At 57.6% G+C, this 18,527-nt stretch carries 19 protein-coding genes; 12 read left to right on the forward strand and 7 right to left on the reverse strand.

Features of this window, described 5'->3' with window-relative positions; genetic code table 11:
• The first annotated feature begins 7 nt into the window (after nucleotides 1-7).
• Nucleotides 8-1,687 (forward strand): gamma-glutamyltransferase, encoded by a 1,680-nt coding sequence (gene ggt, locus EXR70_05445; protein MSP37916.1) that lies wholly within the window; start codon nucleotides 8-10, stop codon nucleotides 1,685-1,687.
• 60 nt (nucleotides 1,688-1,747) lie between these two features.
• Here the strand turns inward: ggt and EXR70_05450 are convergent, their stop codons facing one another.
• Genes EXR70_05450 through EXR70_05460 form a run of 3 tightly spaced genes read right to left on the reverse strand, consistent with a single transcriptional unit; the run spans nucleotide 1,748 to nucleotide 2,768 of the window.
• Nucleotides 1,748-2,047 (reverse strand): hypothetical protein, encoded by a 300-nt coding sequence (locus EXR70_05450; protein MSP37917.1) that lies wholly within the window; start codon nucleotides 2,045-2,047, stop codon nucleotides 1,748-1,750.
• Nucleotides 2,040-2,450: a phage holin family protein gene (locus EXR70_05455; protein ID MSP37918.1), complete on the reverse strand. Its 411-nt coding sequence runs from the start codon at nucleotides 2,448-2,450 to the stop codon at nucleotides 2,040-2,042. The genes EXR70_05450 and EXR70_05455 overlap by 8 nt, the downstream gene beginning before the upstream one ends.
• A 9-nt stretch (nucleotides 2,451-2,459) precedes the next feature.
• Nucleotides 2,460-2,768 carry a DUF883 domain-containing protein gene (locus EXR70_05460; protein MSP37919.1) on the reverse strand — a complete coding sequence of 103 codons (309 nt, stop codon included), beginning with the start codon at nucleotides 2,766-2,768 and terminating at the stop codon, nucleotides 2,460-2,462.
• A 174-nt stretch (nucleotides 2,769-2,942) separates the two neighbouring features.
• Here EXR70_05460 and EXR70_05465 point away from each other — a divergent pair, with 174 nt between their 5' ends.
• On the forward strand, nucleotides 2,943-3,716 hold the full coding sequence (locus EXR70_05465) for an extracellular solute-binding protein (protein MSP37920.1): 774 nt from the start codon (nucleotides 2,943-2,945) through the stop codon (nucleotides 3,714-3,716).
• Between the two features lie 12 nt (nucleotides 3,717-3,728).
• Nucleotides 3,729-3,932 carry a hypothetical protein gene (locus tag EXR70_05470; protein MSP37921.1) on the forward strand — a complete coding sequence of 68 codons (204 nt, stop codon included), beginning with the start codon at nucleotides 3,729-3,731 and terminating at the stop codon, nucleotides 3,930-3,932.
• 146 nt (nucleotides 3,933-4,078) lie between these two features.
• Here EXR70_05470 and EXR70_05475 read toward each other — a convergent pair whose 3' ends face one another.
• The 3 genes from EXR70_05475 to EXR70_05485 all read right to left on the reverse strand — a co-directional run bounded on the left by EXR70_05475 (nucleotide 4,079) and on the right by EXR70_05485 (nucleotide 8,194).
• Nucleotides 4,079-5,374, reverse strand: a complete 1,296-nt coding sequence (locus EXR70_05475; GenBank protein ID MSP37922.1) for an adenylosuccinate synthase — start codon at nucleotides 5,372-5,374, stop codon at nucleotides 4,079-4,081.
• A gap of 91 nt (nucleotides 5,375-5,465) precedes the next feature.
• Nucleotides 5,466-7,049 (reverse strand): phosphoglycerate dehydrogenase, encoded by a 1,584-nt coding sequence (locus EXR70_05480; protein MSP37923.1) that lies wholly within the window; start codon nucleotides 7,047-7,049, stop codon nucleotides 5,466-5,468.
• 2 nt (nucleotides 7,050-7,051) lie between these two features.
• Nucleotides 7,052-8,194 (reverse strand): alanine--glyoxylate aminotransferase family protein, encoded by a 1,143-nt coding sequence (locus EXR70_05485; GenBank protein ID MSP37924.1) that lies wholly within the window; start codon nucleotides 8,192-8,194, stop codon nucleotides 7,052-7,054.
• A gap of 378 nt (nucleotides 8,195-8,572) precedes the next feature.
• Here EXR70_05485 and EXR70_05490 point away from each other — a divergent pair, with 378 nt between their 5' ends.
• From EXR70_05490 to EXR70_05510, 5 genes are all read left to right on the forward strand, one after another.
• Nucleotides 8,573-9,265 (forward strand): HAD family hydrolase, encoded by a 693-nt coding sequence (locus EXR70_05490; GenBank protein MSP37925.1) that lies wholly within the window; start codon nucleotides 8,573-8,575, stop codon nucleotides 9,263-9,265.
• Between the two features lie 158 nt (nucleotides 9,266-9,423).
• Nucleotides 9,424-10,416, forward strand: coding sequence for an aldo/keto reductase (locus tag EXR70_05495; GenBank protein ID MSP37926.1), 993 nt, complete (start codon nucleotides 9,424-9,426; stop codon nucleotides 10,414-10,416).
• Nucleotides 10,417-10,443: 27 nt separating this feature from the next.
• Entirely contained in the window at nucleotides 10,444-11,559 is a 1,116-nt protein-coding gene (locus EXR70_05500) for an ornithine cyclodeaminase family protein (GenBank protein ID MSP37927.1), read from the forward strand.
• A 51-nt stretch (nucleotides 11,560-11,610) separates the two neighbouring features.
• A complete protein-coding gene (locus tag EXR70_05505) occupies nucleotides 11,611-12,660 on the forward strand; it encodes a hypothetical protein (GenBank protein ID MSP37928.1) in 1,050 nt (349 codons plus the stop codon).
• A gap of 24 nt (nucleotides 12,661-12,684) precedes the next feature.
• On the forward strand, nucleotides 12,685-13,734 hold the full coding sequence (locus EXR70_05510) for a hypothetical protein (GenBank protein MSP37929.1): 1,050 nt from the start codon (nucleotides 12,685-12,687) through the stop codon (nucleotides 13,732-13,734).
• A gap of 17 nt (nucleotides 13,735-13,751) precedes the next feature.
• Here the strand turns inward: EXR70_05510 and EXR70_05515 are convergent, their stop codons facing one another.
• On the reverse strand, nucleotides 13,752-14,813 hold the full coding sequence (locus EXR70_05515) for an ornithine cyclodeaminase family protein (protein MSP37930.1): 1,062 nt from the start codon (nucleotides 14,811-14,813) through the stop codon (nucleotides 13,752-13,754).
• A gap of 338 nt (nucleotides 14,814-15,151) precedes the next feature.
• Between EXR70_05515 and EXR70_05520 the strand changes: the two genes are divergently transcribed.
• The 4 genes from EXR70_05520 (at nucleotide 15,152) to EXR70_05535 (ending at nucleotide 18,469) form a co-directional block, all read left to right on the forward strand.
• Nucleotides 15,152-15,625, forward strand: a complete 474-nt coding sequence (locus tag EXR70_05520; GenBank protein MSP37931.1) for a CBS domain-containing protein — start codon at nucleotides 15,152-15,154, stop codon at nucleotides 15,623-15,625.
• Between the two features lie 60 nt (nucleotides 15,626-15,685).
• On the forward strand, nucleotides 15,686-15,910 hold the full coding sequence (locus tag EXR70_05525) for a DUF167 domain-containing protein (protein MSP37932.1): 225 nt from the start codon (nucleotides 15,686-15,688) through the stop codon (nucleotides 15,908-15,910).
• Nucleotides 15,911-16,173: 263 nt separating this feature from the next.
• Nucleotides 16,174-17,373 carry an MFS transporter gene (locus EXR70_05530; protein ID MSP37933.1) on the forward strand — a complete coding sequence of 400 codons (1,200 nt, stop codon included), beginning with the start codon at nucleotides 16,174-16,176 and terminating at the stop codon, nucleotides 17,371-17,373.
• Between the two features lie 10 nt (nucleotides 17,374-17,383).
• Entirely contained in the window at nucleotides 17,384-18,469 is a 1,086-nt protein-coding gene (locus EXR70_05535; protein MSP37934.1) for an ornithine cyclodeaminase family protein, read from the forward strand.
• The last annotated feature ends 58 nt before the right edge of the window (nucleotides 18,470-18,527 follow it).

Raw genomic sequence — 18,527 nt, forward strand, 5'->3', positions numbered from 1 at the left:
CAAGACTATGCGAGCTTTGCTTAAAATTCGTTTCATCGTCTGTTTGGTCTTCGTCCTCAACGTTTTCACTGTTGGCGTCGGCGCGCAGTCGGCCGGGTCTGGACTGGTGGTCGCCGACAGCGAACTGGCGAGCCGCGGCGGCATGGAAATCTTGCAGCGCGGCGGCAACGCCGTCGACGCGGCGATCGCTACCGCATTGGCGTTGTCAGTGGTCGACCAAGCGGCGTCGGGATTGGGCGGCGGCGGCTTCATGGTGATCTACCGGGCCAAGGACCAGAAATCTTTCGCGCTGGATTTTCGCGAGACCGCGCCGGCGGCGTCGCGCCGCGAGCTTTACACCAAAGATGGCAAGGCGGTGCCGTCGTTGAGTTTGAGCGGCGCCTTGGCCGTCGGAGTGCCGGGCGAAGTGGCGGGACTGGTCGAAGCGCACAAAAAATTTGGCACGCTGCCGTTGACCGTATTAGCCGCGCCGGCGATCAAGCTCGCCAGCGAAGGCTTTCCCATCGATCCGGCCATGCGCGTGGCCGTCGATCGCATGCAGAAAAACATGCTGCAGTATCCCGATCTCGGCCGCATCTACATGCCCAAGGGCGAGGTGCCGAAGGATGGCGACCTGATTCGCCAGAGCGAGTTGGCGGAAACGCTCAAAGCGATCGCCCAACAAGGCGCGGCGGTTTTTTATCAAGGCTGGGTCGGTCAGGCGATCGTCGAGACGCTCAAAAACGCCGGCGGTGTGATGACGCTGGACGATTTGAAAAATTACAAAGCGGTGTGGCGCGAGCCGCTGATCGGTTCATACCGCGGCAAAACCGTGATCACCATGCCGCCGCCGAGCTCGGGCGGCGTGGCGCTGTTGGAAATGCTCAACGTGTTAGAAGGCTTTAAACTTGCCGAGCTCAAGCACAACTCGTCCGACTATTTGCACCTGCTGAGCGAAACCATGAAACACGCTTTCGCCGACCGCGCGGCACACTTGGGCGATCCCGATTTTGTCCATGTGCCGATGCGCAAGCTGACGGCGAAAGAATATGCCGCGTGGATTCGCGGCCGGATCGCGATGGACAAAACTCGTCCGACGAATTTTTACGGCTACTACAATTATGACGCCGAGAAAGGCGGCACGACCCATTTCAGCGTGGTCGATCGTTTCGGCAACGCGGTGGCGACCACCCAGTCGGTGAACACACGCTTTGGATCCAAATTGCTCGCGCCGCGCACCGGCATCGTGCTCAACAACGAGATGGACGATTTCGCGATTCATGCCGACACCGGCAACGTTTACGGTTTGATCGGCAACCGGGCCAATTCGTTGGAGCCCAACAAGCGGCCGCTGAGCAGCATGTCGCCGACGATTATTCTAAACGGCAACCGCGCCGAATTAATTGTCGGCGCCGCCGGCGGGCCGCGCATCATCAACGCGACGCTGCAAACGATTGTCAACGTGCTCGATTTCAAATTGCCGGTGAAACAAGCGGTGGAAGCCGAGCGTATTCATCATCAATGGCTGCCCGAACGTTTGGGCGTCGAGGGAAAGCTCGGTGCCGAGCAGAAAAAGGCGCTGGAAGCGCGCGGCCACGTCGTGCGCGAGCAAAGCGCGCTGGGCGTGGTGCAGGCGATCACGATCAACGCCAGCGGCGTCAACGGCGCCGTCGATCCGAGAAAAGTTGAGCGGGCGAGGACGGAGTAGCAGTAAGGAGTAAGGAGTGAAAAGTAAGGAGTTGCGGATCTCCTTACTGCTTACTCCTCACTATTTACTTCTTCGCTTCCGCCACCAGTCCCAGATCGGTTTAGACAACTTCCACAAGCGCAAAACTTCGCCGGTGGATTTCAGCAACTTGCCGGCGTAGCCGCTGACGAGAAAACTGGAAATTCCGGCGGCGATGATCGGGTGGGTTTTGAGTGTGCGACCGAGGCCTAGGACGGTTGCGCCGATGTCGATGGGGGAGCGGATCTTATTAAGCGCCGCGGCCAGTTCCGTCCGTTCGCGGTCGGCGCGGTCGGTTAGCGCTTGCTTGCGCTGGGCGATATCTGCGAGCCGGTTACTCACGCGAGGTGGTCCTTAAATGATCGCGGTCTTTGCCCAGCTCTCCCAACGTGGCGGGAAACAATCCGGGGCGGGTGAGAAAGGCGCTGCGCAGTTTTAATCCAGCCATGGCGCCGACGCCGAGATAAACGGCGCTCAATATGCCGATGGCGGCGATCCAGCCTTTGTCCCAGAACAGCGCGACGATAAAGATCGTCAGCAGAATAAAGCCGAAGCTCAGACCGAAAAAAAGCAGCAGCGTGAGAATCAGCGTTTGCTTGAGCCGCTCGCGCTCTTCTTCGAGTTCGGTGGCGAACAGCTCAAGACGCGTGTGCAGGATCGCGCTCAGCGCCGCCAAGGCGGCTTTGAGCGCATGCAACACTCCCGGCCCGCTGGCGTTGCCGGCGGCGTTAAATTTCTCGAACATCGCGGAAAACTATTTGCCGCGAATCAAAAGTCCGAGCACCAGGCCGATGCCGCCGGCGATGCCCACCGCGCTCCAGGGATTCTCGCGCACGTAGTCGTCGGCGATCTCGGCGCACTCTTTGGATTTCGCGACCAAGGTTTTTTCCGCGTCGGCCAAAGCTTTTTTGCCTTCGATCAAACTCTGCTCGATCTTCTGGCGCGCTTCGGTGACTTTTTCACCCGCCTGGCTGGCGGTGGCTTTGAGTAGTCCCTCGGCGTCGGCGACCAGGTTTTTTAGATCGCCGACGAGTTTGTCTTTACTAGTGGTTTCGCCGTCCATAATGACCTCCCGTAGATCGGTTTCTGATGCTCGCCATGATAGACAGGCGCGCGTGGGGATTCAAGGTCGTTTCGGCCAAGGCGGCAAATATTATTTCTCCATGCCGCGCAAGTTGAAATCCATCTGCCAGATGCTATCCATGTTGTTCCCGACTCGGGCGTGGAGGAAGTTCCCATGGTTTTTGCGAAATGGCGGCGGTGGTTGGTTTCATGGCCGGTTTTGGCATTGCTTGTGTCTGCCTCGGCGTGGGCCCAGAGCAGCGTCAATCCCAAACTGATCGAAGCCGCCAAGAAAGAGGGCGAAGTCGTTTACTACACCACCATGACGCTCGAGCAGAGCAAGAGTGTGGCCGACCCCTTCGAAAAAAAATTCGCTGTCCGATTCAATCTGTTTCGCACCGGCGGCGGGCCGCTGCTGAATAAAATTTTTACCGCGGCCAGGGGCGGGCGCTACGATTGGGACCTGGTCTGCGGCCGGGGCGAAATGGTCTTGCCGATGCTGCAGCGCAAGTTGGTGGCTTCCTATCATTCGCCAGAGAGCAAGATGATCGACGAGCAATTGGTCGACAAGGAAGGTTACTGGACGGCGTACTACGTTAACAGTTTCGTGCTCGGTTGGAATACCAAACTGGTCAAAAAAGCGGACGTGCCGAAAACTTACGAGGAACTTCTCAACCCAAAATGGAAGGGGGGCCAGATTTCCCTCGATACCGAGGCCAACGGCATGCTCGAAGGATTGAAGCGGGTGTGGGGCAAGGACAAGGCGGTCAGCTATTTCAAACGGCTGGCAACGCTCGATCCTGTGCTCAAGCGCGGTAACACTGAGCGCGTCCAACTTACAGTCGCCGGCGAATATCCGCTGATCCTCGCTTACAATCAAGCTATTCAAAGACTCGCATCGCGCGGCGCGCCCATCGACTGGCTGGCGCTCGAACCGGCGGTGACCTAAGTCAATCCGATAATGCTCGCCGCCAAAGCGCCTCATCCCAACGCGGCGCGGCTGTTTTACGACTTCCTGCTGTCCAAGGAAGGCCAGGAAATGCTCCGCGGCTTTCAGCGCATCTCGTGCGCAAAGACGTCGATCCCGACCCGCCAAGACTTTTCCGCGGCTTTAAGATCCTCGTCGAAGATCCCGAGGACTACCAAGACTTCGACGCCACGGTGAAGCAGTATCTGGAGATTTTTAAGCTGCGGTAAATCGAAATTCGCATTGGCCGCACCCTTCGACAAAGCTCAGGGCGATCGGGAGCGCAAAAGGCGCAAAAAAGGAATCCGAATTGTAGGGGCGCGATAAATCGCGCCCTCTTGGCTCTAACTGTCGAAGGGATTCTTCAAGAGAATCGTCTGCTCGCGGCCGGGTCCGACGGAGACTAGGATTATTTCAGTGCCGATCATGGCTTCGATACGCTTCACATACTTCTGCGCGGTGGCGGGCAGGTCGGAAAAGTTTCTGATGTTATCGAGGGGTTCGTTCCAACCTTCTAACTCTTCATAGATCGGCTCGGCGCCTTGCATGATCTTGGTGCTGGCGGGGAATTCGTCGATCACTCTATTTTGATAACGATAGGCGGTGCAGATGGGGATTTTTTTAAATCCGGTCAGCACGTCGAGTTTAGTCAACGCGATACCGGTCATGCCGTTCATTCTGACCGCGTGGCGCACGCCGACGGTGTCGAACCAGCCGCAGCGCCGCGAGCGTCCGGTGGTCGCGCCGAATTCCGCGCCTTCCCGGCGCAACGTTTCGCCTTCCGGACCGTCGAGCTCGGTGGTGAACGGACCGCTGCCGACGCGCGTCGTGTAGGCTTTGGAAATGCCAATGACCTGTTGAATATGTTGCGGCCCGACTCCTGAGCCGGAACAGGCGCCGCCGGTGACGGTGCTCGACGAGGTGACATAAGGATAGGTGCCGTGGTCGACGTCGAGCAAGGTGCCCTGGGCGCCTTCGAACAGAGCGCGTTTGCCGGCGCGGATCATTTGGTCGAGGAGCAGGCCGGTGTTGGTGACGTAGCCTTTGAGTTTGTCGCGATAGCGGCCGTAGCTGTCGTGAATCTCGTTGAAGTCCAGCGCCTTCTCTTTGAGAATCGCTTTTAAATAAAAATTCTTCTCTTCGATATTGCGTTCGAGCTTTTCGCGAAAGGTGTCTTCTTCCAACAGATCGACGAAGCGGATGCCGACCCGCGCGACTTTGTCTTCATAGGCCGGGCCGATGCCGCGGCCAGTGGTGCCGATCTTGCCCTTGCCGCGCAGCCGCTCGCGGGCCAGATCGATGGCCTTGTGATAGGGCATGATGACGTGGGCCTGCTCGCTGATGCGCAGTTGCGCATCGCTGTGCAGATGGCCCTGGGCTTTCAACGCGTTTATTTCTTCGATCAAGATTTCCGGATCGACGACCACGCCGTTGCCGATGACGCAGAGTTTGTCGGCATGCAGCGCGCCGGACGGCACCAGATGCAAAATCGTTTTCTTGCCGTTGACGACCAGGGTGTGGCCGGCGTTGTTGCCGCCTTGAAAACGGACGATGATGTCGGCGTCCTGAGTAAACAGGTCGACGATCTTACCTTTGCCTTCGTCGCCCCATTGGGCGCCGATGATTGCGACGTTTGACATATTCGTTAGGCAATAGGCAATAGGCAACAGGCAATAGTCAAGAGGAATTTATCTTCCTGATGCCTGATGCCTAATGCCTGTTGCCGTCTTCTCACAGTTTGACCAACTCGGCCGAGACGATCTGCGGATGTGCCCGCAGTTCCTCTAAAACATTTTTCGGCAACCTCTCGTCGACATGGGTGAACGAGATCGCCTTGCCGCCCTTTTCACTGCGGCCAAGCTCCAAGCCGGCGATGTTGATGCCATGCTTGCCCAGGGTCGTGCCGATCAGGCCGACGACGCCGGGCACGTCATTATTTTGCAAGATCAGAATATAACCTTCGGGCGCCGCTTCGAGATAAAAATCGTTGACCCGGACGATGCGCGGATGTTTGGCGCCGAAGATCGCGCCTTCGATTTCGAGATTTTCTTTGCCGTTTTTTGCCCGCACGACGATCGAGCTGGCGAAATCGCCGACCCCTTCGCCCTTGGACTCGACGATCTTGATGCCGCGCTCTTTAGCCACCAACGGCGCGTTGACATAATTAACCGCCGACTCCATCACCGGCGTGAGCAAGCCTTTGAGCACGGCGACGGTCAGCGGCGCGATGTTGTATTGGGTCACGTCGCCGCGGTATTCGACCTGAACTTCCTTGGGCAGCGCGCCGGCCATCTGCGCGTGCAGGCTGCCGAGCTTTTCCGCCAGCGTGAGATAGGGGCGCAGCACTTGCAAAAGTTCGGGACTCACCGACGGCACGTTGACGGCGTAGCGCACTACGCCTTGGGCGAGGAATTCGACCATTTGTTCGGCCACCGCGATGGCGACGTTCAACTGGGCTTCGTCGGTGGAGGCGCCCAAGTGGGGCGTGGTGATAACTTGTTCGAGCTTGACCAGCGGATGATCGGCTGCTGGTGGTTCGTCGACATAAACGTCGAGGGCGGCGCCAGCGACTTTGCCGGATTTTATCGCGTCGGCCAAGTCCTGCTCGTCGACGATGCCGCCGCGGGCGCAATTGATTATCCGCACGCCGGTTTTCATTTTGGCGAAGGCCGCCTTGTTGATCAAACTTTGGGTGTCGGGCGTGAGCGGCACATGCACGGTGATAAAATCGGCTTTGGTTAATATTTCGTCCAGCGTGCCCGGCTCGACGCCCATGCGGGCGATGTTATCTGGCGCGATGAACGGATCGAAGCCCAACACTTTCATCTTCAAGCCGGCGGCGCGCTCGGCGACGATGCGGCCGACGTTGCCCAAGCCGATGACGCCGATGGTCTTGTTGCACAGTTCCACGCCGACAAATTTATTGCGTTCCCACTTGCCGCCCTTGAGCGAAGCCACGGCCTGGGGAATGTGGCGCGCCATGGCCATCATCAACGCCACCGTGTGCTCGCCGGTGGTGACGTTGTTGCCGCCCGGCGTGTTCATCACCACGATGCCGCGCTTGGTGGCGGCGTCGGCGTCGATGTTTTCATAGCCGACGCCGGCGCGGCCGATGACTTTTAAGTTTTTCGCTGCCTCGATCAATTCCGCGGTAATTTTCGTGCCGCTACGGATCACCCAGCCGTCGTAGATTTCGCAGATCTTTTTCAGTTCGTCCGGTTTGAGGCCGATCTTGACATCGACTTCGAAACCTTCGGCGTTTTGGAAAACCGCCAAGCCTTCGGGCGCTAGAGAATCGGTGACAAGAATTTTCATGGTTAAGCCAGAGCCTCCATCAAAACTTCCTGCGCCGCGGCGACGCCTCGGCCGAAAGGAATTTCCACGCCGAATTTTCTCAGCGCCATTTCCAAGGCGGCGACGGCGATGATGACATCGAAGGCGCCCATGTAGCCGATGTGGGCGATGCGGATCGCTTTGCCTTTGAGTTGGTCTTGGCCTTCGGCGAGGGTGACGTTCATTTTGTCGCGCAAGTATTCGAGCACGGCATCGGCGTCGATACCGGCGGGAAGATAAATTCCCGTGGCCGCCGGACTCGGGCTATCGGGCGCGAGCAATTTCAGACCCAACGCCGTGGCCGCGGCGCGGGTGGCGCGGCACAAACGATCATGGCGCGCGTAGACATTGGCCAGACCTTCGCGCTCCATCATTTGCAGGGAGGCGCGCACGCCGAAAATCAACGACACCGCCGGCGTGAATGCGCCGGAACCTTTTTGCTGGTTTTTGCGCTCGAGATTGAGATCGAAATAAAAGCGCGGCAGTTTGGCTTGTTTGGTTTTTTCCCAGGCGCGATCGCTCAGCGCGATGAAACCCAAGCCGGGCGGCAGCATCAAGGCTTTCTGCGAGCCGGTAACCAGCACGTCGATGCCCCATTCATCCAACGGCAAGTTTACCACGCCCACGGCGGTGACGCCGTCGACCAAAAACAGCGGGCCGTTTTGGGTCAGCTTGGCGATCTCTTTGATCGGATGGAGCACGGTGGTGGAAGTTTCGCTCGCTTGGATCATCACCGCTTGAATGCCGGGATTGGCCTTCAACTGTTTTTCGACGTCGGCGACTTTGACCGCTTGGCCCCATTCGACTTTCATTTCAATTGGATTCAAACCGAAGGCGTTGGCGATGTTCAACCAACGTTCGCCGAATTTACCGCCGTTGACGACCAGCACTTTATCGCCGGCGGAAAATAGATTGGCCACCGAGGCTTCCATGGCGCCGGTGCCGGAGGAGGCGAGCATCAGGACGTCATTTTTGGTGCCGAAAAGTTTTTTCAGCCCCTCGCGCGCTTCGATGAAAATTTGGTTAAATTGCGGCGTGCGGTGGTGGATCATGGTTTCCGACATCGCCAACGCCACTTCGTTGGGAATCGGTGTGGGTCCCGGTGACAGCAAATATTGCTTGATCATGGTCGATCTTCCTCTTCAGCCGCTAGCATGAGTCGATGATGTGTCGATGAGGCAGGTCAGAAGCGGACAACACGCGCCGGCATTAGCTCGACGGCATGCTCTCCACAAAAAAAACCTGGACCTCTATATTTAAGAGACCCAGGCGTTCGGCCGTCTTAGTGCTTTGCGCTTCCTCGTGGTCAATTCCACGTCCGCCAGTCGCGCAAAACTTACGAAAAACTTCTATCTCGTTAGACTATGCTTGTCAATGTGGCGGGAGGGAAGACAGAGAATTGAGACAGAGACAAAGATGCCAGATAGAGATAGAGACAGTGATTGAAAATTGCGATAAGTAGGGAGGGCGGGGCGGACTCTGTCTCAATTCTCTGTCTCTTACCCATGGAACGGCTGATTCTCTTCGATATCGACGGTACGCTGACGCGTACGGAGAACGGTTATTTGCCGTTCAACGAAGCGATTCTTCAAACCTTCGGCATCGAGGGCGACATTCGCACGGTGGTTCCCGACGGCAACACCGATCCGGCGATCGTGCGCGATATTTTTGCCGCGGCCAAGGTTCAGATCGACATCGATGACGCGCGCTGGCGGCAATTCTCCGCCAACCTCTGCGCCAGCTACGGCCAACATGTCGCCCGCGGTGAGACCACGGTGCGGGCGCTGCCTGGGGCGCTGCAATTGTTGCAAGCGCTTTCGCTGCGCGACGATTTGAGCGCCAGCGTGGTGACGGGAAATTTTGAAGCGAGCGCTATGGTGAAGCTGGCCGCGGCCGGGCTCGACGACTATGTCACCCGCGGCGCTTACGCCAGCGACTCCGATCATCGGCCAGATTTGCCGGCGCTGGCGAAACGGCGTTGGGAAGAATGGACCGAGCGGGAGATTCCCGCCGAGCGCTGCGTGATCGTCGGCGACACGCCGAAGGATTTGGAGTGCGCGCGTGCCAACGGCATGAAGTGTCTACTTGTCGGCACCGGCCGTTATCCGGTAGAAGAGCTTGAGTATTCGCGCCCGGACGCGTGCTTGGCCGATTTGGCCGATACGGCGGCGGTGCTGACAACGCTGGCGAATTTGTGATCAATGATTTGAACGCTCAGAACTTCCCCCTTTGAAAAGGGGGACTGAGGGGGATTTGAGTTTTGCGCGCATAAGAAAATCCCCCCTTCCCCCCTTTTTCAAAGGGGGGATCGGACGCAACAGGTGACGATTGGGTTAATTTCATCAGGAGGTAACTCATGCGCTATCGAACCATCGGCAATACCGGCGTGAAAATTTCCGAGATCGGTTTCGGCTGTGGCAACAACGCGGTGTTGATGGTGAAAGCGCCGTACGACGAACAGGTTAAAGTTGTCAGGCGGGCATTGGATTGCGGTATCACGTTTTTCGACACCGCGTTCGCCTACGGCTTGGGTAAATCCGAAGAAAATTTAGGCCGGATACTCAAAGATCTCGGTGTCGATCCCGTTATTTCTACCAAGATTCGACTCGAAGCCGATTGCGTCAGCGACGTGAAGGCAGCGACGATTCGCGCGGTTGAAGCCGGACTTGAAAGGCTCGGCCGCGAGCGCGTCGACTTCGTGCAATTGCACACGCGCGTGACCGTGGAGCGCGGCATGGATAAGCGCTTCAGCTTGACGCCGCAAGACGTGCTCGGCCCTGGCGGCGTGATCGATGGCTTTAAAGCGATGCGCGCCCGCGGCAAGGCCGGCTTCTTCGGCTTCAGCGGTCTCGGCGAAACGCCGGCATTGCACGAGTTGGTCGATAGCGGCGAGTTTCACGGTTTCCAGTGTTACTACAATTTACTCAATCCCAGCGCCGGCCAGCCGGTGCCGAATAATTTCAGCGCGCAAGATTACGGCTTGATCCTTGAGCGCGCCGCGGCCAAAGGCATGGGCGCATTCATCATCCGCATTCTCGCCGCCGGCGCACTCACAGCCGATCCCAGCGCCGGCGGTGGCGGCAGCGGCAACACGCTATCGCCCGGTTCCGATTATCCCATCGATCTGCAACGCACGGAGAAAGTTAAAGAGGCCCTCGGCGTCGACGGCAAAGATTTGACACAAGCGGCGATTCGTTTCGGCTTGATGCATCGAACCACGGCAGCGGTGCTGGTGGGATTTTCCAATGCCACGCATGTCGATGAGGCGGTGGGTTGTTCTGACATGCCGTCACTGTCGGAGCCGCAGATGAGCAGGGTAAGAGATCTGTGGCAGAGCGACTTCTGCTAATACTCAGGCTAACCGAATGGAGGTTCCATGGCACTTTTCTTTCACTCCGACGATGTCGATCAAATGATTCCGATTAAGGAAGCGGTCGAGATCACCGAAAACTCGTTACGCGATATGATTTCGCCCAACGGGGTTTGCGCGCCGCGCAAGCGGTTGAATCTGCATCGCAACGTCGGCGAAGGGACGTTCGACACGGTGCTCAATATTTACGCCGGCGGTTCGGCGAACTACGGCGCGGTTGGCGCGCAGGTAGCGCTGCACCGCAAGGCGATCGCCGGAGCGACCCAGCAGCGGCCGCCGTTTAATCCGGATCAGACCGAGTTGGCGTTGATTTACGATTCCGACACGGGTTCGCTGCTTGGCGTGATGGCGCATCGGCCGCGGGATTTTACCGGTGTGGCTGACTTGCGTACGCCGGCGACGAGCTTGGCCGGTTTAGATTTGTTCGCGCGCAAGGACGCGCGTCGGGTGGGGATTTATGGCTCGGGCATGCAGGCTTGGGCGACCTTCGCCGGTTTGTGCGAGATGCGTAAGATCGACAGCGCGAAAGTTTTTAGCCCGACGCCATCGCATCGCGAAGGCTTTGCGAAAAAAATTAGCGCCAAGACCGGCGTGAAGGTGACGCCGGTCGACAAGCCGGAGTTGGCGGCGAAAGATGTCGACATCATTCTCTGCATGACCAACACCAACGTGCCGGTGCTCGACGGCGCCTGGTTAGAGGCGGGCCAATACATTATTTCCGTCGTCGGCAGCAACATCGAGTTGGTCAAGAGCGGCAATCTTGCCGCGCCACGCCGGGAGATCGACGACGCAACGCTCAAGCGTTGCGACTTCATTGTCGCGCTATCGAAAGCCCAGGCGATCGATTCGCAGCAAGGCGATATCTATTGGCCGGTGCAGGATGGCGTGATTACCTGGGACAAAGTCGTCGAGATTTCCGACGTGCTTGCCGGCAAAGTCAAAGGTCGGACCAACGACAAGCAGATCATTCTCTACAAAAACCAAGGCGGTCAGGGGATCGTCGACATCGCGTTGGCGAAAAAGTGTTACGATTTGGCCAAGGCTCATGGTAAAGGCTACGAGATGAAAATCGAGCCACGCTTGAATTGGTGGGTGCAGGGTGGACGGGCGGAGACTTGGTGACATTGAAGGTTTCGAGTTTCGGGTTTTCAGTTTCGAGTTTAAGGAGAATTTGTGCAGACATATTGGAAGAATAATTTTTCTGTGGCCTTGTCTTTGGTTATCATGGTGAGTGCGAGCGAGATTCACGCGCAGGCTGAGCCTTTTTACAAAGGCAAGCAGGTTCGCATCATCGTCGGCGCGTCGGCGGGCGGGTTTTACGACCGTTGGGCGCGGTTGTTGGCGCGCTTCATTCCAAAATATTTGCCGGGCAATCCGTCGATGATCGTCCAGACGATGCCGGGCGCCGGCTCGCTGGTGGCGACCAATTACGTCTATGGCGTTGCCAAACCCGACGGCGTGACGCTGCTGATGCCCAACAGCAATACCTATCTCGAACAGCTTTCCGGCCACAAAGAAGTTCGTTTCGACCTGCGCAAGATGTCAATCATTGGCTCCCAAGAAAAAAACTTCATGCTGCTCTACATGCGCGCCGACGCGCCGTTCAAAACCGTCAGTGACCTGATCAACGCCAAAGATCCGCCCAAGTGCGGCAGCTCCGGGGTGTCGAGCGCGGGCTATATTCTCGATCGGGTTCTCGAAGTCACGCTCAACGCCAAGATCAGCACGGTGATGGGTTATCCCGGCGGCAACGAGATCGATCTGGCGGTGGAGAAGGGCGAGATCCAATGCCGTGGCAACACCATCAATCCGCACTACGGCCGAGAGCCTTTCGATACCTGGCATAAAAAAGGTTTCGATCGTCATCTGGTGCAATCGGGCCGCAAGCGCGATCCTCAGGTGCCGGAAGCGCCGACGGTTTACGAGCTGATGGATCAATACAAAACCAGCGAAATCAATCGTCGAGTCGCTCGCGTGCTGCTCGACGGCGCCGAGTTCGGCCGCTGGATGCTGGTCACGCCGGGCACGCCGGCGGATCGCATTAAAAATTTGCGCGCGGCCTACGCCCAGTCGATGAAGGATCCGGAACTATTGGCCGAGGCGAAAAAGGCGCGCATGGATGTCGAGCCATCGGCGGGCGAGGATTTGCAGGCGTTGCTGAACGATATTCTCAGCCAGCCCCGCGATGTGGTCGAGCGGGTCAAAAAGATTCTCCAAGAATAGTGCGATCGTCGGTTCGCGAATCCCATGGAGGGCAAAACCATGACGCGGAAGATTTATTTCGTGCTGATGAGCTTAAGTGTATTGCTCGGCCGCAACGCCAACGCGCAGACGCCCAACTTCCAGGGCAAGACCGTGACCATCATCGTCGGCACCGTGGCCGGCGATCTCTACGATCTTTACGCCCGGGCGATCGCGCTCTACATGGGAAAATATTTGCCCGGCAATCCCAACATGATCGTGCAAGACATGCCGGGCGCGGGCCATATGATCGCGGCCAATCATGTCTACAACATCGCCAAGCCTGATGGCTTGACTATGGGCGCGATCAACGCCGGGCTTTATTTCGAGCAGCTGATCGGCCGCGCCGAGGTGAAATTCGATTGGACCAAGTTCAACTGGATCGGCAACGCGACCAAATCGCCGCAGGTGCTCTACATGCGCGCCGATACGCCGTTCAAAACCATCGAAGATGTGCGCACGGCTAAGGAGCCGCCCAAGTGCGGAACCACCGGACTCAGCAACATGGGCTACTTCGTGCCGAAGCTTTTGGAAGAAACGGTGGGGGCGAAGTTCAACGTCATCGCCGGCTATCAGGGCGGCAACGAGATCGATCTCGGCGTCGAGCGCGGCGAGATCGTCTGTCGCTCGCTTAGCACCGAGGCGTATTTTTCGCGCGAGCCATTTCTCACTTGGCGCAAGAACGGCTTTACCCGTGAGCTAGTGCAGGGCGGCAAAGCGCGGCTAGAGAAACTCGCCAACGTGCCGACGATCTACGAGCTGATGGATAGATATAAATCGCCTGAATTGGCGCGGCGCTTGGCGACCGCCTTGCTCGCCTCGGGCGAATTTCACCGCCCCTTCATGGCGCCGCCAAAAATGCGCCCGGAAGTGGTAAAGACGCTGCGCGAAGCGTTCAGCCGAACCATGAAAGACGCCGACTTCATCGCCGAGGCGAAAAGAAAAAAATTGGATTTGGACCCAACCACCGGCGAGGAAGTTCAGCTCTTAGCCACGGACGCGATGGCGCAACCCAAGGACGTGATCGCGCGTTTGAAAAAGTTGATGGGGCAATAGCTAGCGCCGCTAATTCTTCACGGTTTGATATCCTGCATAAACCACTCGCTGGGAATTTCCTGGCCCATGCCTTTTTCTTTGGCGGCTTTGTAGGCGCAGTAGCCCATGGCGGCGAACTGGACGCCGGTGCCGACGTTGTTCAAGAAAAAAGTGATTTGCTTGTCGTTGGCGCGGCTCGGCGCTTTGCCGGCGATGAGATCGCAGATCTCGGGATACTTGGACCAGTCGCGGGGCTTTTCGCGGCGCACGCCGGGCATGTCGTCTATTACTCCCGGCGGTTGGAAGTGTAGGATGCCGCCGAAATTCGTGTGGATGCCGATCGGATCGCAGCGGTTTAACACTTCGAGATCGGTCTCGAACTCACGGATCGAGTTGTAGTGCATGCCGGGTTCCAACCATTCGAGTTTAACTACTGGGCGCGACGAATTGGTCGCGCTGCAGATCACGTCGCAGCCGCGCGCGGCTTCCTCGGCGCTCGCCACCGGCTCGCCGGCGACGCCGGTTTCTTTTTCCATCTCGGCGACGAAAGCTTTTCGATGCTCGGCGTTGGGACTATAGACTTTGACTTTCTTGATCGGCATGACCGCGGTCATGTAGCGATAGTGCGCTTTGGCTTGGCCACCGGAGCCGATGAGGCCGAGCACTTGGGAGTTTCGCCGCGCCATCACTTTCATTCCCAAGGCGCTGGTGACACCGACGCGGGTTTGCTGGATGAAGCCGTCCGGCATGATCGCCAGCAATTCGCCGGTCTCAGCGCTGAAAAGTTGCACCAGGCCAACGAACATCCCTTTGCCGGCAAGGGGCAACTTTTCCAGCCGCACCGAGCCGTGTACTTCTTGTTCCTGGACAACGTCGGAAGTGACGCGCAGCGCGAGCACGCCATATTTACCGATGCCGCCGTCGACGGATTTAAAACTATAGGTAGAGTTCGGCAGGGCGTGGGGCAAGTAAGAATGGCAAGTGGGTCGGTTGACGGCCCGGCTGGCCGCTTGCTCGCGGTAGGATTCTTCCATCACCGCCAGGCATTCCTTGACGTTGAGCGCTTGCTGCACATGATCGTTGTTGAGTATCAGAGTCATCGAAGCTCCTCTTAGTTTCCGGTTTCTTTAATATCACAGGGCCCACGCTACGTACACAAAGGGTACAATCGACCAATCGTCGGCCGTTTAGTGGGTCGTTTCTGCCGCGGTTGCCGCAGTGATGAGCGGAGTTTGAACGGTGTCCTAGGAAAATAATGCTGGTGTCATTTTGCGGTCTGGCGGACAGCTTGTCTCATATGTTCGCAATCGCGCCATTTCGAGCATTTTAAGACGGAGCACGTCGGCCCGAGGATCAAACGGAAGTGATTGGTGTGAGAATTGCTTTGTCATTACAATTTGGAGCACCCAGTAAGGCAGGCAACGCAAGGAGGCCAGACATGATTCAAGGAATTCACCGCAGGAGCAATGAAAAACCAGCAAACACGGAACCTGGAATGATCGTCGGTCCGACCGAAGTTGCCGACGTGATGACTTCGAAAGTTGTCACTCTCAGTCCGCATCACAGCTTTAGCGAAGCCGCGAACTTAATGAATGACCGGTTTTTTCGCCACTGCGTGGTGGTCGATAGCCACGGTCAGCTGGTCGGCGTGATTTCCGATCGCGATATTTTGCGCGCCCTAGCGCGTAACCCTAATTCGCGGACCAAGACGTTGGATCAAATCATGACCCAGAACCCGGTGACGGTTCGACGAAATACGCATATCGTCGACGCTGTCGGTAAAATTATTTCTAAACGGATCAATTGTCTGCCGGTGGTGGAAGAAGACGGCAGCGTGTGCGGTATTGTCACTTCCACCGATCTCCTGCGCTCCTATCAGCAGTTGCTCGACATGATGCACAAAGCGCGCTAACGACGGTTTCCCTCTGGCGCGCAACACTTGAACCGCGCGTCCGGCGCGTTATTTTTGGTCATGGCGCGGAAAATTTGGATCACGGTCAAACCCCAGGCGAAAAAAGAAATCGTCACCGAGATCTCACCGAGCGAATTCAAAGTGGCGGTGCGTGAACCGGCGCGCGATGGGCTCGCCAACGGTCGCGTGATCGAACTGCTCGCCGAATATTTTCACATTGCCAAATCCCACGTCAGCATTCTGCGCGGCCAAAGCGCCAGAAGAAAACTCGTCGAAATCGATTGAGTCGGTTGGTTCAAGACTAAATTTTCGCTTTCCCATGATTTGAGTCTAATATTCCCCGCTGCTTGCGGCGGGCACAACTAAATGGGGCTTCCAAAGGGGGCGAGCATCCCCTTTGGTCGCGAGCGGGGTTCATACCCCGATCGCAAAATGCCGGGTTGATTTCGGCTTTACCCGCTCGCGTGTCGAACCGCGCGCCTTGCTGGCTTGCCGAGATTGGTGTAGGTCAATCGGCAAGTACTCGACCTTTTTTTTAGGACTATGTCTTGTCGAAAACTGAAACCGCGTCGAATCTAAGCGCGCCGCTTGCCAGTTGGGGTCGGTTGGCCGCCAACTCGACGGCGCATATGACTGAGCATTTGTTCAACGCCGTCATCGCGGTGATTTTGCCGATCATCACCGGGGCGCTGGGACTGAGTCTGGCGCAAGCGGGAGGGTTGGCTTCGGCGCGCACATTGCTGGCCGGCGTGGCGAGTTTTCCCTCGGGTTTTCTGGCCGATCTGGCGCGCCAGCGTAATCTCTGGTTGGGCGCGTGCATCGCCTTGATTGGATTAGCTTCGTGGGGCTTGAGCGCGTCGGCGAGTTTTCCGGCGTTGATGTTCTTCATGGCGCTCGCCGGTTTTGGCGGCGGTTGGTTTCATCCCCAATCGCTGGCGATCTTATCGGCGAAATATTCCCAGCAAAAAGCTTTTGCCCTCGGCGTTCATGACAGCAGCGCCAACTTGGGCGAAGTCATCGGTCCGTTGGCGCTGGGGTTTCTGCTGACCTTTTTCGACTGGCGCATGGCACTGTTGCTCTGGGGCATTCCCGGTATCGTGATTGGCGTCGCCTATGCGCTGTTCGGCTCGGAAACCGCTCTCGCCGTGCCGCGCGGACGCGATTATCGCCGGGCGGTTTGGGACGATGTCGTCAAAAATAAATTGGTCTGCGCTCTGGTCGCGATCTCGACGCTGCGCGCCATGGGGCAGACGGCGTTGGCTTCCTTCTTGCCGCTCTACTTGTCGTTGCATCTAAAACTTCCCAGCGCTGTGGCTGGCGCCTATATGTCGATACTGTTTCTCTTTGCCGGCGTGGCGCCGGCTGTGGTCGGTTGGATCTCCGACCGCATTGGCCATCGCCGATTGATTATGGTGTTTTCGTTTTTCAGCACCATCGTCGTGCTGGCGATTCCTTATCTCGGTTCGGGCGCGATTCTCGCCATCGGTCTTGGTGCACTGGGTGCGTTGTTGTGGGCGCTCCGACCGGTGATCGTTTCGGCGGCGATGTCATCAGCGCCGCAACAGCTCTCCGGCAGCATCGTCGCGTTTATTTACGGCGCCAACATGAGTCTGTCGTTTCTGGCGCCGATCGTCGCGGGACTGATCGCCGATGCTTATGGATTACCGACCGCGCTGAGCGCGATTGCGCTTTTTCCGCTCAGCGCGTCACTGCTAACTTTTACATTGCTCAAACCAGTGAAATCGTAATAGGCTAATCATGACGCTCATCCTTACCAATCAAGAGATCGAAAGCATTTTTACCCTAGACGAATGTTTTGCCGTCTTGGAGCCGGCTTTGATGGCGCTCGGCAACGGCCGGGCGGTGAACATGCCGCGCCAGGATCTGCTCGTGCCGGGAGCGCTGGCCGATAGTTATCATGGGCTCAAAACTTCTTGCGCGTCGTTGCCGGATGCCGGCGTCACTACCCTGCGCGTCACTTCGGACGTGCTCACTTGGCCGGTGGTCGGTGGCCGGCAACGGCGTGTCAAAGTGCCGCTGGCGCAAGGGGATAAATATGTCGGCCTGGTTTTAGTTTTCAGCATCGCCAGCGGCGAACTGCTCGGGATCTTTCCCGACGGTTTTATGCAAGCGATTCGCGTCGGCGTCACCAACGCCTTGTCGGCGAAATATTTGGCGCGGAAAAATTCTCGTATCATGGCGCTCTACGGCTCGGGCTGGCAGGCGCGGCCGGCTTTGCTGGCGATGTGTAAAACATTGCCCATCGAAGAAGTGCGAGTTTATAGCCCGACGAAAGCGAATCGCGAAAGTTTCGTCGGCGAGATGCGCAGGCAGACAACCGCAAAGTTGATCGCCGTTGGATCGCCCGAGCAAGCTGCGGAAAACGCCGATGTCGTTTCGCTGACGACCAATGCTCTCGATCCGTTTTTTCCGGCGGCGTGGATGGAAGCCGGCATGCATATCACCACCATCAGGCCGAGCGAGATGATGCTCGATGCCTTGGTGCGCTGCGATTTGATCGCGGTGTCGACGCGCGAGGCGGCCAAACTTTTTACCCTGCCCGGCGAGGAGCAAAAGGTTCCCGAGTTCGGTAAGGGCGACTACGGCCGCGCCGAATTGGAAAATACCGCCGCGGATTGGCGCAACAAGCCGGAGTTGTCAGAAATCATGGCGAGTAAAATTGCCGGCAGGAAGAGCGCCGCCGATATCACTTGTATGCTCAATCATCTCGGGCTGGGGTTACAGTTCTCCGCCTGCGCGGCGCGCATTCTCATCTTGGCGCGGGAACGAAAATTAGGACGACAGTTGCCGGCGGAGTGGTTCTGCCAGGAAGAACATTCGTAGCTCTGCATTCGAAAAGAAATTTTCCCGCAAAGCCTGCCCTGAGCAACGTCGAAGGGGC

The organism is Deltaproteobacteria bacterium, from assembly GCA_009692615.1.
Taxonomy (GTDB): Bacteria; Desulfobacterota; Binatia; order UBA9968; family UBA9968; genus DP-20.

Coding starts and splice junctions, on each gene's coding strand:
- ggt (MSP37916.1), top strand. CDS start 8: ATGCGAGCTTTGCTTAAAATTCGTTTCATCGTCTGTTTGGTCTTCGTC.
- EXR70_05455 (MSP37918.1), bottom strand. CDS start 2,450: ATGTTCGAGAAATTTAACGCCGCCGGCAACGCCAGCGGGCCGGGAGTG.
- EXR70_05460 (MSP37919.1), bottom strand. CDS start 2,768: ATGGACGGCGAAACCACTAGTAAAGACAAACTCGTCGGCGATCTAAAA.
- EXR70_05465 (MSP37920.1), top strand. CDS start 2,943: ATGGTTTTTGCGAAATGGCGGCGGTGGTTGGTTTCATGGCCGGTTTTG.
- EXR70_05470 (MSP37921.1), top strand. CDS start 3,729: ATGCTCGCCGCCAAAGCGCCTCATCCCAACGCGGCGCGGCTGTTTTAC.
- EXR70_05475 (MSP37922.1), bottom strand. CDS start 5,374: ATGTCAAACGTCGCAATCATCGGCGCCCAATGGGGCGACGAAGGCAAA.
- EXR70_05480 (MSP37923.1), bottom strand. CDS start 7,049: ATGAAAATTCTTGTCACCGATTCTCTAGCGCCCGAAGGCTTGGCGGTT.
- EXR70_05485 (MSP37924.1), bottom strand. CDS start 8,194: ATGATCAAGCAATATTTGCTGTCACCGGGACCCACACCGATTCCCAAC.
- EXR70_05490 (MSP37925.1), top strand. CDS start 8,573: ATGGAACGGCTGATTCTCTTCGATATCGACGGTACGCTGACGCGTACG.
- EXR70_05495 (MSP37926.1), top strand. CDS start 9,424: ATGCGCTATCGAACCATCGGCAATACCGGCGTGAAAATTTCCGAGATC.
- EXR70_05500 (MSP37927.1), top strand. CDS start 10,444: ATGGCACTTTTCTTTCACTCCGACGATGTCGATCAAATGATTCCGATT.
- EXR70_05510 (MSP37929.1), top strand. CDS start 12,685: ATGGAGGGCAAAACCATGACGCGGAAGATTTATTTCGTGCTGATGAGC.
- EXR70_05515 (MSP37930.1), bottom strand. CDS start 14,813: ATGACTCTGATACTCAACAACGATCATGTGCAGCAAGCGCTCAACGTC.
- EXR70_05520 (MSP37931.1), top strand. CDS start 15,152: ATGATTCAAGGAATTCACCGCAGGAGCAATGAAAAACCAGCAAACACG.
- EXR70_05525 (MSP37932.1), top strand. CDS start 15,686: ATGGCGCGGAAAATTTGGATCACGGTCAAACCCCAGGCGAAAAAAGAA.
- EXR70_05535 (MSP37934.1), top strand. CDS start 17,384: ATGACGCTCATCCTTACCAATCAAGAGATCGAAAGCATTTTTACCCTA.